The sequence below is a fragment of the Pseudomonas sp. WMBT8 genome (assembly GCF_050916005.1).
Taxonomy (GTDB): Bacteria; Pseudomonadota; Gammaproteobacteria; order Pseudomonadales; family Pseudomonadaceae; genus Aquipseudomonas.
The window spans coordinates 3,729,220-3,742,248 of the sequence record NZ_CP188096.1; the positions used below are offsets into that span (position 1 = coordinate 3,729,220).

Genomic DNA, 13,029 nt, shown 5'->3' on the forward strand with positions numbered 1-13,029 from the left:
CATTCCTCGACGGAATACGGCAGGTTCCCACCACCTAGCCGGAAAACCCACCGCCCGTAAGGAACGCCTGCTCCTCCTCGGTCGTCACCCGGCCCAACGCCCCATTGCGATGGGGAAAGCGGCCGAATCGCTGGATGATCTCGGCATGCTCCTTGGCCCAGTGATAGGTGTCGGCATCCAATTGTTTGTTCAGCGCCAGGGAGCGCTGCTGGTCCTCGGGCCGCTCGGAATGCTCAAAGGGCAAATAGCAGAACGCGCGCAATGCCGGGTCGATCTGGCGGTCCAGTCCCGCGTCGACCATACGCCCGGCGTAGGCCCTGGCCAGTGGATCGGTAGCGAACATATGAGCAGTGCCGCGAAAGGTATTGCGCGGGTATTGATCGAGCAGGATCAGCAGCGCCAGCGCGCCTTCGGCTTCGCTCAGCCAGTGTTCCAGCTCACCCCTGGCCGCCTGGAAGTGGGCCTCATGGAAGCGTGCACCGAATTCGGCATCGAACTGTGGATCTTTCTTGAACCAGCGTGATGGGCCCGCCGCCGTCCAGAATTGCACGACGGTTTTGAAATCAATCGGGGCGCTCATAAGTGACTCCAGGGTCGTTAGGTCTGTGGCCTACCCTAGCATCTGAATGAGCCGATTCCGACTCGGAAATCCACGCTTGCCGCCCAATGTTATAAGATAACCACCCTCCTCTTCTGCTGACGACCTCGCCCCATGACTGACGCTGTTCCTCGCTCACGCCAACGCCTGCTGTCCATCGACGCCCTGCGCGGCCTGGTGATCCTGTTCATGTTGCTCGACCACGTACGCGAGACGTTCCTGCTGCACCGCCAGGTCAGCGACCCGATGAACATCGACAGCACGGAACCTGCGCTGTTTTTCAGCCGCACCCTGGCCCACTTGTGCGCGCCGGTGTTTGTGTTACTGACAGGCTTGTCGGCGTTCCTGTACGGCGAGAAATACCAGGGCCGTGGCGATGTCTCGGCGTTTCTGTTCAAGCGCGGGCTGTTCCTGGTGGTGCTGGAATTTACCCTGGTGAACTTCGCCTGGACCTTCCAACTGCCGCCCAGCGTGATCTACATGCAGGTGATCTGGGCTATCGGCGTGAGCATGATCGCCCTCGCCGCACTGGTGTGGCTGCCGCGCCCGCTGCTGATCGGCCTGGCGCTGCTGATCATCGGCGGGCATAACCTGCTCGATGGCCTGCATGTCGCAGCGGGGTCGGCGTGGCACGTTCCCTGGACGATCCTGCATGAGCGCAGCTGGATCGAGGTCGGCGACTCCCTGCGCCTGCGCACGACGTACCCGGTGTTGCCGTGGATCGGGGTGATCGCCCTGGGTTACGGCATCGGCCCGTGGTTTGCCGGCTCGATGGCAGCGGCGCGGCGTCAGCGGTACCTGTTACTGACAGGCGTGGCCGCGCTGGTGGGCTTTGTGGCGTTGCGCACGCTCAATGGCTACGGTGAGGCGGCTTGGCAGGTGTACGACAGCCACGTGCAGACGCTGATGAGTTTCTTCAACATCACCAAATATCCGCCTTCCCTGCTATTCCTCGCGCTCACATTGGGGGTGGGGCTGCTGTTGCTGCTGGCGTTCGAACGCGCCGGGCAACGGCGCTGGATCGCCACCCTGTCGGTGTTCGGCGCGGCGCCGATGTTCTTTTATTTGCTGCATTTGTATGTGTTGAAGGTGATGTACGTGCTGGGCGTGGCGCTGTTTGGCTTGAACCAGGGCACGCATTTGGGGTTCGACAGCGTGGGGGCGGTGTGGCTGGTGGCGTTGCTGCTGCCGCTGGCGTTGTACCTGCCCGTGCGCTGGTTTGCCCGGCTGAAGGCCCGGCGGCGGGATATTGCCTGGCTTAAATACCTCTGATCACGTGGGCGCGGGGTTACTGGCGATGGCGGTGTGTCAGCCGCCAGTAATGCTGACTGGGCTGGCGCTATCGCGGGCAAGCCCGCTCCTACAGGGGATATTGGCTGGGCACAAAACAAAGGTGGGAGCTGGCTTGCCGGCGATGGCGGTGTATCAGCTGTCAGCAATGTTGGCTGGGCTGGCGCTATCGCGGGCAAGCCCGCTCCTACAGGGGTTATTGGCTGGGCACAAAACAAAGGTGGGAGCTGGCTTGCCGGCGATGGCGGTGTATCAGCTGTCAGCAATGTTGGCTGGGCTGGCGCTATCGCGGGCAAGCCCGCGCCTACAGGGGATATTGGCTGGGCACAAAACAAAGGTGGGGGCTGGCTTGCTGGCGATGGCGGTGTATCAGCTGTCAGCAATGTTGGCTGGGCTGGCGCTATCGCGGGCAAGCCCGCTCCTACAGGGGATATTGGCTGGGCACAAAACAAAGGTGGGGGCTGGCTTGCTGGCGATGGCGGTGTATCAGCTGTCAGCAATGTTGGCTGGGCTGGCGCTATCGCGGGCAAGCCCGCTCCTACAGGGGATATTGGCTGGGCACAAAACAAAGGTGGGAGCTGGCTTGCCGGCGATGGCGGTGTGTCAGCCGCCAGCAATGTTGGCTGGGCTGGCGCTATCGCGGGCAAGCCCGCTCCTACAGGGGATATTGGCTGGGCACAAAACAAAGGTGGGAGCTGGCTTGCCGGCGATGGCGGTGTGTCAGCCGCCAGCAATGTTGGCTGGGCTGGCGCTATCGCGGGCAAGCCCGCTCCTACAGGGGATGTTGGCTGGGCACAAAACAAAGGTGGGAGCTGGCTTGCCGGCGATGGCGGTGTATCAGCCGTCAGAAATGTTGACTGGGCTGGCGCTATCGCGGGCAAGCCCGCTCCTACAGGGGATATTGGCTGGGCACAAAATCTGCGCCGCGCCACATATGCCCGCTTCCACCATGGGATTTGTGTCAGCAGCAGTTACGCCAGTTCAGCCCGCAATTGCCGGGCGGCCGCCACCATATGGATCAACGCCGCTTCCGTTTCCGGCCAGCCGCGGGTCTTCAGGCCGCAGTCGGGGTTGACCCACAGCCGTTCGGCCGGGATGCGCCGGGCGGCCTTGCGCAGCAGGTTGGCCATTTCCGAGGCGTCGGGCACCCGTGGCGAGTGGATGTCATAGACGCCCGGGCCGATATCATTGGGGTAGGCGAAGGCTTCGAACGCGTCCAGCAGTTCCATATCCGAACGCGAGGTCTCGATGGTGATCACGTCGGCATCCATCGCCGCGATGGACTCGATCACATCGTTGAATTCGCTGTAGCACATATGGGTATGGATCTGGGTTTCGTCACGCACGCCGCAGGCACACAGGCGGAAGGCTTCGGTGGCCCAGTCCAGGTAGTGTTGCCACTGGGCCCGGCGCAGGGGCAAGCCTTCGCGAAAGGCCGCTTCATCGATCTGCACGATCTTGATGCCCGCCGCTTCCAGGTCCAGCACTTCATCGCGGATCGCCAGGGCCAGTTGCCGGGCCTGCACTTCGCGGCTCACGTCTTCGCGGGGGAAGGACCACATCAACATGGTCACCGGGCCGGTCAGCATGCCCTTCATGACCTTGTCGGTCAGGCCTTGGGCGTAGCGGATCCACTCCACCGTCATGGCTTTCGGGCGGCTCAGGTCGCCGAAGATCACCGCAGGTTTCACGCAGCGCGAACCATAGCTCTGCACCCAGCCAAAGCGGGTGAACACATAGCCATCCAACTGTTCGGCAAAGTACTCGACCATGTCGTTACGCTCGGCCTCACCGTGCACCAGCACGTCCAGGCCAAGGTTCTCCTGCACTTCTACGGCGTGCTTGATCTCGCTGTGCATGGCCTCGACGTATTCGGCTTCGCTCAACTTGCCGGCCTTGAACGACTGGCGCGCCAGGCGGATCGACGCGGTCTGCGGGAACGAGCCAATGGTGGTGGTCGGCAATAGCGGCAGGTCGAGGCCGGCGCGCTGCTTGGCGATGCGCTGGGTAAACAGCGACTGGCGCTGGCTGTCCTTGGCAGTGATGGCCGCAACACGGGCCTGGACCGCCGGCTTGTGGATCCTCGGCGAGGCCGCCCGGGCGGCCTGCACGGCACGGCTTTCGGCCAGGGCCGCAACCACCTTCGCCGCTTCTGGCTGGTTGATGGCCTGGGTCAGCACGGCCACTTCTGCACATTTTTGCACGGCGAAAGCCAGCCAGTTTTTCAATTCGGCGTCGAGCTTGTCTTCACGCCCCAGATCCACCGGGCTGTGCAGCAGCGAGCAAGACGGCGCAACCCACAAGCGCTCACCCAGGCGTTCATGGGCGTGCTGCAAGGTGGCCAGGGCATTTTCCAGGTCGCAGCGCCAGACGTTGCGCCCATTGACCACCCCCAACGACAACACTTTATAGGCCGGCAGGCGGTCGAGAATGGTCGGGTATTGTTCCGGCGCACGCACCAGGTCAATGTGCAGGCCATCAACCGGCAAGTTGGCCGCCAGGCCGAGGTTTTCTTCCAGGCCGCCAAAATAGGTGGCCACCAGTTTTTTCAGGGGGTCACGCTGGATCAGGTTGTAGGCGCGCTCAAACGCGTTTTTCCAGTCCTGGGGCAAATCCAGTACCAGGATCGGCTCGTCGATCTGCACCCATTCAACGCCCAGGTCCGCCAGGCGCTGGAAGATCTGGCCGTACAGCGGCAGCAGACGGTCGAGCAGGTCAAGCTTGTCGAAATCGCTGCCCTTGGCCTTGCCCAGCCACAGGTAAGTCAACGGCCCGATCACCACCGGCTTGACGGTGTGCCCCAGGTCGCGGGCTTCCTGGACTTCTTCGAACAACTGATCCCAGCCCAGGTGGAACTGCTGGTCAGCGCTCAATTCTGGCACCAGGTAGTGGTAGTTGGTGTCGAACCACTTGGTCATTTCCTGGGCGTGGGCGCCGCCGCAGCAGCTGTCGCTGACGCCACGGGCCATGCCGAACAGGGTCTGCAACGTGGCTTTGCCGTCGGCCGGGCGGAACCGCTCGGGGATCACGCCGAACATCAGCGAGTGGGTCAGCACCTGGTCGTACCAGGCAAAATCCCCCGCCGGCAACAGCTCGATGCCAGCCTGTTTCTGCAAATCCCAGTGGGTCTTGCGCAACTCACGGCCGACCGCACGCAGGCCGGCTTCGTCCAGTTCGCCCTTCCAAAACGCTTCCTGCGCTTTTTTCAGTTCACGATCGCGTCCAATGCGCGGAAATCCAAGGGAATGAGCGACTGCCATGACAATAAACTCCAATGTGTTGGTATGGGAGCCATTGTCGGCAGCGCGCGATAGTGAGACAAACTCATTTTATTCTAGGCAATCACGAAATCTACTCATGATCAAAACACCCCGGGTCTTCTCAAGCACCCCTGTGCAGGTGCCGATAGTCCCACCAACTGGACGTGGCGGTTTTTTTCTTGACCACAGGTGGGTAGAGCGAGCGGACAAAGTTGATGTCGCCTTCAGATAGCTCGTTGTTGTCCTTGATGGCTTTTCCATCATTGAGCCAGGATGAAGCAAAACCATAATGCATGATGGATTTGCGATCGTACTCAGACGAAACCACATTGGAAACCAATGGCTTGAAGTTGTGCTTTACCTCTTTCGCCCCACCTTTACCTATGTAGGCTTTATTAACTACGGACCAATTAATATCTAAATTATTGTGTTCGTGCTGGTGTTCATGTTGCAGCCCCAAAACATGACCGAACTCATGCTGGATCGTACCGGCGTTATACGCATTGAGCCCTCCCTGGAAGCCAATGACCGTCGTAGGCTTGTAGGCCGGTACATTGAGCGATCGGATCCCCAAGTACGAATGGCCACCCGACAGATCATTGTCTGCGGCAATCCGGATATCCCCGTCGGAGTCATCCGTAAACTCAAAAGTCAGGTTGACGTGGGGTGCCCATTTATTGATGTTGGTTTTTGTAAACTCCTCTTGCTCGGGGGTCATGCCCAGCAGGGAAATTTTTATGACCGACTGTTGTGGCCATAACGCCGAAGTTGTCGCCACCCCGCGCTTAGGTCTGGATGGTGCCGCGACCTCGGCGCTATCAAGCAGCGACGGGTTCGGTGTATGGGCAGTTAAGTGAGCGTTCAGATTGACAGTCAACGTTGTATCCCCGCAGCGATGTAATTTCCTATTGCGTCGCATTGCGCCGCTGTAGGTTCCACTGGGGCCATGACAAGAGTTTACGAATTGTGTGCCTGGCTACCAAACCACTGCCTCACCACCCCCAACGCCGGATGGGCAGCGGCCGACGGTTGCAGGCACAACGCATAGCACCCGCCCGTGGCCAGGGCCTGGCCAAAGGGCACTACCAGCACACCGCGCTCCACCGATTCGGCCGCCAGTGTGCGGTCAGTCATCGCCACCCCAAGCCCGCGCGCAGCGGCATCCAGCGCCAGTTCATCGAGGTTGAAGGGAATATGGCGATAGTCCGCCAGCGACCGCCCGCCATGCGCCGTCAGCCAGGTGGCCCAGTCCTGGCGGTCGGCCGAGCGGTGCAGCAAGGCAAAGCGCGCCAGGTCCTGCGCCGACGCCAACGGCCCAAGCCCAGGGGCGCAGACCGGCACCAGCGCTTCCTCGAACAGCACCAGGCAATCCCCATCGTGGGTGGGCTTGGGCAGGTAGAGGATGTAGGCGTCACTGTCGCTGGCCGGTTCGACCACCTCGGTGGCCACGGTCTCGATGGCCAGTGAGATATCCGGGTGGCTGCGGTAGAAATCACTCAACTTGGGCAGCAGCCAGCGCACCGCCAATGACACATGCATGCGGATCCGGAACGGCCGCTGGTGCGGCGACAGCCGATCCTCCAGGCGCTGCAACTGCGCCAGCACGCTACGCGCGCTGTCGAGTACCCATTCGCCCTCAAGGGTCAGCCGCAGGTTGCGGCTGTTGCGCACCAGCAGCGGCACACCGTAGTGGCCTTCCAATTGCTGGATCTGGCGGCTGACCGCACTTTGGGTCAGGCACAAGCGCCCCGCCGCGGCAGTGAAGCTGCCACGCTCGGCAACCTCGACCAAGGCTTGCAGGGCTTGCAGCGAAGGCAGGTGATGGCGGTTATCCATGCGCTTTCCGAATAGATGAATGATTTTATAACGTTGGTTGTATCACCCAAGCCCCTATAGATTCCAGCTGACAATAAATCCTGCGCGACTCACCCATGCCGGTGATGCATTCAACCGAGGTGCCCTGTGGAAAATAGCTGTGGCTGGATTGCCCAAACCCAAAGCCTGCCCGCCCGTGCGCCCTTAAGTGGCACGCACCAAGCCGACTGGCTGGTGATCGGCGCCGGCATCACCGGCTTGTGTGCCGCCCATAGCCTGGCGCAACTGCATCCGCAGGCACGCATTGTGCTGCTGGATCGACAACGGGCGGCCCAGGGCGCCTCGGCACGCAATTCAGGATTTGTGGTGGCCCATGAGTATCCCGGCGCCGACGAGTTGATGGGGCGTGGCGGGTTCGCCGGGTATGAGGTGGACTGCGCTATCTCCCAGGCCGCCACCCAGGAAGTGCGCAAGCGCGTCGCCACCCATCACATCGACTGCGACTTTCGCGACAGCGGCTATTACTTTGCCGTCCACGACCGCGACAAACTGGAGCAGGTCGAAGCCAGGCTGGCGACCTTGCACGCGGCGGGTGCCGCTGCCCATTTCGTGCAAGGCGAAGCCCTGCGCCACACGCTCGGCACCGCCCACTACCAGGCCGCGATCTGGTGCGGCAACGGCAACGCCTTGCTGCAACCGGCCAAGTACGTCAGCGGCCTGCTGCAGGCCTTGCCCGCCAACGTAACGCTCTTTGAGAACAGCCCCGTCACAGGCCTGGAGCCCATGGCCCATGGCGCCATCCGCGCCAACGCCGTCAATGGCAGCGTCGAGGCCCGCCAGGTGCTGGTGTGCCTGAACGCCTTTATTCCCCGGGTTGGCCTGGACCACAGCGCCAGCTTCCCCATGGAGCTCAGTGCCAGCCTGACCCGCCCGCTCACCGACGAAGAGTACCGCCAGATGGGCACAGTCGACCCCTGGGGCGTGCTCTCCACCCGCCCGCTGGGGGCTACGGTGCGCCTGACTCCGGATCGCCGGGTGATGATCCGCAACACCGCCGAATACCGCACCCGCGACCTGTCCAACCGCGAACTGCTGCAGCGCCGCCGGCACCATGTACAGGGTTTGCAACGGCGCTTTCCGTGGCTGGGCGAGCAAGACATCCACTACTCCTGGACTGGCCACTTGAGCGCCACGCGCTCCGGGCAGCCGTACTTCGCCAAGGTGCGCGATGGCCTGTTTGCGGTCGCGGGCTGCAACGGTGCCGGCGTGGCCCGGGGCAGCCTGTGGGGGCGCCTGCTGGCGGAATGGGCCTCGGGGCACACCTCGCCGCTGCTGCAATCGGTCATCCAGCGCGCCCAGCCCGGCTGGCTACCGCCGCGCCCGCTGTTCGACCTCGGGGCCCTGCTGCGCATGCGCGTGGAAGCCGTACGGGCGCGCAGCGAAATCTGATCACACAAGAACAACAAACCTTCACACAGGTGCTTGATCATGCTTATTCACAAACGCTCCATGGCCACCTTGCTCGCGCTGTGTTCATCCGCCGCGCTGGCGGGTGAAACCGTCAACATCTCCAACTGGAACGGCTACATCGCCGACGACACCCTGCCCGCCTTCACCCAGGCCACCGGCATCCAGGCCACCTACGACATCCATGACAGCAACGAGGTCCTGGAGTCCAAGCTGATGACCGGCAACACCGGGTATGACGTGGTCAGCCCGTCCAACCACTTCCTCTCGCGCCTGATCAAGGCCGGGGCCATCCAGAAGCTGGACCAGAGCCGCCTGCCCAACTGGCACAACCTCGATCCGGCGCTGCTGAAAAAGCTCGAAGTCAACGACCCCGGCAATCAGTACGGCTTTCCCTATATGTGGGGTTCGGCGGGGATCGGCTACAACGTCGCAAAGATCAAGGCGATCTTCGGCACCACCGACGTCACCCGCTCCTGGAGCCTGTTCTTTGCTGAAGACAACATCAGGAAGCTCAGCGCGTGTGGCGTGGCGATTATCGACAACCCGACGCAGGTGCTGCCGATCACCCTCAACTACCTGGGCCTGCCGCACCACAGCCACGCCCCCGAGGACTACAAAAAGGCCGAGCAGGCGCTGCTGAAGATCCGGCCCTACGTGCAGTACTTCCATGCCTCCAAGTACATCAGCGACTTGGCCAACGGTAATATCTGCGCGGTCATCGGCTTCAACGGCGACGTAGTGCAGGCGGCAGCGAGTGCCAGGGAGGCGAAGAACGGCATCGAGATTGGCTACTCGATCCCCAAGGAAGGCTCCACCCTGTGGCTCGACATGGTGGTGATGCCCAAGGCCGCGCCCCATGAGGTGAATGCCTATGCCTACATGAACTACCTGTTGGAGCCCAAGGTGATTGCCAACATCAGCAACCACATTCACTACGCCAACCCCAACCGTGCGGCGGACCCGTTCGTTGATCCCGAGGTCAAGCAAGATCCGGCGATCTACCCCTCCGGGGCTGTGCTGGACAGCCTGTTCACCGTCGAAGACCTGCCACCGGCCATCGCCCGCCTGGCCACACGGTTGTGGACCAAGTTAAAGACCAATACCTGAGTATCGCGCAGACCAAAGCCTGCAAATTCCGCTGACTAACCTTTCGATCCTGAGCAAGTGCGGGCACAATGCCTGTCCTTTTTTGGCAGGCTCCGCCGCAGGCTCTGAAAAATGATCAAAACCCCGTATTACCTCATCGACAAACAGAAGCTTCTGGTCAACATGCAGAAGATCGCCTACGTGCGCGAGCAGTCCGGCGCCAAGGCGCTGCTGGCGCTCAAGTGCTTTGCCACCTGGTCGGTGTTCGACCTGATGCAGGAATACATGGACGGCACCACGTCCTCGTCGCTGTATGAGCTCAAGCTCGGTCGCCAGAAGTTCGAAGGCGAGGCCCACGCCTACAGCGTGGCCTGGGCCGACGATGAAATCGAGGAGATGCTCGACAACTGCGACAAGATCATCTTCAACTCCATCAGCCAACTGCAGCGCTTTGCCGAGCGCAGCGAAGGCAAGACTCGCGGCCTGCGCGTCAACCCGCAAGTGAGCAGCTCCGACTACCTGTTGGCCGACCCGGCGCGCCCGTTCAGCCGCCTGGGCGAGTGGGACCCAGTGAAGATCGAAGGCGTGATCGAGCAAATCTCCGGCTTCATGTTCCACAACAACTGTGAGAACGGTGATTTCGAGCTGTTCGACAAGATGCTCGGCACCATCGAAGAACGCTTCGGCGCGCTGCTGCACAAGGTCAACTGGGTCAGCCTCGGCGGCGGCATCCACTTTACCGGTGAAGGCTACGCCATCGACGCGTTCTGCCAGCGCCTCAAGGCGTTCTCGCAAAAGTACGACGTGCAGGTGTACCTGGAACCCGGCGAAGCGGCGATCACCAACAGCGCCTCCCTGGAAGTGACCGTGCTCGACACCCTGTACAACGGCAAAAACCTCGCCGTGGTCGACAGCTCCATCGAAGCCCATTTGCTGGACCTGCTGATCTATCGCCTCAACGCCAAGCTGGCGCCGAGCACCGGCGAACACACCTACATGGTGTGCGGCAAGTCGTGCCTGGCCGGGGACATCTTCGGCGAATACCAATTTGATCAGCCGCTGGCCATCGGCGATCGACTGTCGTTCATCGACACGGCAGGCTACACCATGGTCAAGAAAAACTGGTTCAACGGCCTGAAAATGCCGTCCATCGTAGTGAAACAACTCGACGGTACAGTCGAAGTGGTTCGTGAATTTGGTTACGACGACTACCTGTCCAGCCTTTCGTAAAGCGGACAGATAAAGGAGAGATAAAGCAATTGAAAAAGAACGTTCTTATCATTGGTGCAGGAGGTGTCGCCAAGGTGGTGGCCCACAAGTGCGCGCAGCACAACGACGAACTCGGTCGTATTGCTATCGCGTCGCGCAACATCTCCAAATGCCAGGCCATCATCGACAGCGTCAAGGCCAAGGGTAGCCTCAAGGTACCCGCCCAGATCCAGGCCTTTGCACTGGACGCCCTGGACGTGGAAGCGACCAAGGCCCTGATCCGCGAAACCCAATCGCAGATCGTCATCAACGTCGGCTCCGCCTTCCTCAACATGTCGGTACTGCGTGCCTGCATCGACACGGGCGTGGCTTACCTCGACACCGCCATCCACGAAGAGCCGGGCAAGGTCTGCGAGACCCCGCCGTGGTACGGCAACTACGAGTGGAACCACCTGGAGGAATGCAAGCAGAAGAACATCACTGCGATCCTCGGTGTGGGTTTTGACCCAGGTGTGGTCAACGCCTATGCGGCGCTGGCGCAACAACAGCATTTTGACCGCATTGATTCGATCGACATTCTCGACGTCAATGCCGGCAGCCACGGCAAATATTTCGCCACCAATTTCGACCCGGAAATCAACTTCCGCGAATTCACCGGACAGGTGTGGAGCTGGCAGGACAGCCAGTGGACCAGCAACACCATGTTCGAAGTAAAACGTACTGACGACCTGCCGGTAGTGGGTTCACAGAACCTGTACCTGACCGGCCACGATGAAGTGCACTCGTTGTCGAAAAACCTCGACGTGCCCAACGTGCGGTTCTGGATGAGCTTCGGCGAACACTACATCAATGTGTTCACCGTGCTGAACAACCTCGGCCTGCTCTCCGAGAAACCGGTCACCACCGCCGAAGGCTTGCAAGTGGTGCCATTGAAACTGGTCAAGGCCGTGCTGCCTGACCCGTCTTCCCTGGCACCGGGCTACACCGGCAAGACCTGCATCGGCGACCTGGTCAAGGGCACCAAGGATGGCCAGCCACGCGAGCTGTTCATCTACAACGTGGCCTGCCACGAAGAAGCCTATGCCGAGACCGACAGCCAGGGCATCTCCTACACCGCAGGCGTTCCACCGGTAGCCGCTGCGCTGCTGGTAGCCCGTGGCGAGTGGGACGTGCAACGCATGGCCAACGTTGAAGAACTGCCAGCCGAGCCGTTCCTCAAGGCGCTGGACGTAATGGGCCTGCCGACCCGCATCAAGGACGAAAAAGGCGACCGCGCCTGGGATGCCATCGCCTGATAGCGTCTTGATTGACGGATCGCTCCCACGTCCTGTGGGAGCGATCAAAAACATTGCCCGGATCGTTGCGAGGGCGGATATCAATGTTGCCAGTGCCTACAGCTCCCACCTTGGCGATTCAGGGGTCTGAATTCCCTGTTGCACGCGTCTACTGCATCTCAAATGCAATCCCCCAAACAATGAAAATCGAGGTGGGAGCTGTCGAGCCCCAGCGAGGCTGCGATGGCGGCGGGATTGCTGGTATTGATGCTGGCTGAACCACCGCTATCGTAGCCTCGCTAAAGCTCGACAACTCCTACAGGGTTTATTGGTGTTTGCGGGACCTGCGTCTTTGAACACTGGGGCTCTGGAGCGAGCACAAACAATGTAGGAGCTGTCGAGCCCCAGCGAGGCTGCGATGGCGGCGGGATTGCTGGCATTGATGTTGGCTGAACCACCGCCATCGTAGCCTCGCTAAAGCTCGACAACTCCTACAGGGTTTGTCGGTGTTTGCGGGATCTGCGTCTTTGAACGCTGGGGCTCTGGCGCGGGCACAAACAATGTAGGAGCTGTCGAGCCCCAGCGAGGCTGCGATGGCGGCGGGATTGCTGGCATTGATGTTGGCTGAACCGCCGCTATCGTAGCCTCGCTAAAGCTCGACAACTCCTACCAGGGTTTATTGGTGTTTGCGGGATCTGCGTCTCTGAACGCCGGGGCTCTGGCGCGAGCACAAACAATGTAGGAGCTGTCGAGCCCCAGCGAGGCTGCGATGGCGGCGGGATTGCTGGTATTGATGTTGGCTGAACCACCGCTATCGTAGCCTCGCTAAAGCTCGACAACTCCTACAGGGTTTATTGGTGTTTGCGGGATCTGCGTCTCTGAACGCCGGGGCTCTGGAGCGGGCACAAACAATGTAGGAGCTGTCGAGCCCCAGCGAGGCTGCGATGGCGGCGGGATTGCTGGTATTGATGTTGGCTGAACCACCGCTATCGCAGCCTCGCTAAAGCTCGACAACTCCTACAGGGTT

General features: G+C 61.1%; 9 protein-coding genes. 5 read left to right on the top strand and 4 right to left on the bottom strand.

The features are described from left to right. Positions 1-34 precede the first annotated feature (34 nt). The gene (locus ACO77H_RS17065; protein ID WP_432754336.1) at positions 35-580 is read right to left on the bottom strand and encodes a DUF924 family protein; all 546 of its coding nucleotides are present in this window, start codon (positions 578-580) and stop codon (positions 35-37) included. 132 nt (positions 581-712) lie between these two features. Here ACO77H_RS17065 and ACO77H_RS17070 point away from each other — a divergent pair, with 132 nt between their 5' ends. After that, positions 713-1,870 carry a DUF1624 domain-containing protein gene (locus ACO77H_RS17070; RefSeq protein WP_432754337.1) on the top strand — a complete coding sequence of 386 codons (1,158 nt, stop codon included), beginning with the start codon at positions 713-715 and terminating at the stop codon, positions 1,868-1,870. A 989-nt stretch (positions 1,871-2,859) separates the two neighbouring features. Here ACO77H_RS17070 and metE read toward each other — a convergent pair. The 3 genes from metE to ACO77H_RS17085 form a co-directional block, all read right to left on the bottom strand. Next, a complete protein-coding gene (metE, locus tag ACO77H_RS17075) occupies positions 2,860-5,148 on the bottom strand; it encodes a 5-methyltetrahydropteroyltriglutamate--homocysteine S-methyltransferase (protein ID WP_170041025.1) in 2,289 nt (762 codons plus the stop codon). Positions 5,149-5,269: 121 nt separating this feature from the next. Continuing rightward, entirely contained in the window at positions 5,270-6,025 is a 756-nt protein-coding gene (locus ACO77H_RS17080) for a M12 family metallopeptidase (RefSeq protein ID WP_432754338.1), read from the bottom strand. An 80-nt stretch (positions 6,026-6,105) separates the two neighbouring features. Continuing rightward, entirely contained in the window at positions 6,106-6,984 is an 879-nt protein-coding gene (locus tag ACO77H_RS17085; protein WP_432754339.1) for a LysR substrate-binding domain-containing protein, read from the bottom strand. A 126-nt stretch (positions 6,985-7,110) separates the two neighbouring features. On the opposite strand from ACO77H_RS17085, the gene ACO77H_RS17090 reads away from it, so the two are divergent. The 4 genes from ACO77H_RS17090 to ACO77H_RS17105 all read left to right on the top strand — a co-directional run bounded on the left by ACO77H_RS17090 (position 7,111) and on the right by ACO77H_RS17105 (position 12,023). After that, positions 7,111-8,412, top strand: coding sequence for an NAD(P)/FAD-dependent oxidoreductase (locus ACO77H_RS17090; RefSeq protein ID WP_432754340.1), 1,302 nt, complete (start codon positions 7,111-7,113; stop codon positions 8,410-8,412). Between the two features lie 39 nt (positions 8,413-8,451). Continuing rightward, positions 8,452-9,540 carry a polyamine ABC transporter substrate-binding protein gene (locus tag ACO77H_RS17095; RefSeq protein ID WP_170058676.1) on the top strand — a complete coding sequence of 363 codons (1,089 nt, stop codon included), beginning with the start codon at positions 8,452-8,454 and terminating at the stop codon, positions 9,538-9,540. Between the two features lie 111 nt (positions 9,541-9,651). Next, positions 9,652-10,749, top strand: a complete 1,098-nt coding sequence (locus ACO77H_RS17100; protein ID WP_169957091.1) for a carboxynorspermidine decarboxylase — start codon at positions 9,652-9,654, stop codon at positions 10,747-10,749. A 29-nt stretch (positions 10,750-10,778) separates the two neighbouring features. Further along, a complete protein-coding gene (locus tag ACO77H_RS17105) occupies positions 10,779-12,023 on the top strand; it encodes a saccharopine dehydrogenase family protein (protein WP_169957090.1) in 1,245 nt (414 codons plus the stop codon). The last annotated feature ends 1,006 nt before the right edge of the window (positions 12,024-13,029 follow it).

Excerpts from the sequence above, each read along its gene's own strand:
- metE (WP_170041025.1), bottom strand. The coding sequence starts at position 5,148 with ATGGCAGTCGCTCATTCCCTTGGATTTCCGCGCATTGGACGCGATCGT.
- ACO77H_RS17100 (WP_169957091.1), top strand. The coding sequence starts at position 9,652 with ATGATCAAAACCCCGTATTACCTCATCGACAAACAGAAGCTTCTGGTC.
- ACO77H_RS17095 (WP_170058676.1), top strand. The coding sequence starts at position 8,452 with ATGCTTATTCACAAACGCTCCATGGCCACCTTGCTCGCGCTGTGTTCA.
- ACO77H_RS17065 (WP_432754336.1), bottom strand. The coding sequence starts at position 580 with ATGAGCGCCCCGATTGATTTCAAAACCGTCGTGCAATTCTGGACGGCG.
- ACO77H_RS17085 (WP_432754339.1), bottom strand. The coding sequence starts at position 6,984 with ATGGATAACCGCCATCACCTGCCTTCGCTGCAAGCCCTGCAAGCCTTG.
- ACO77H_RS17070 (WP_432754337.1), top strand. The coding sequence starts at position 713 with ATGACTGACGCTGTTCCTCGCTCACGCCAACGCCTGCTGTCCATCGAC.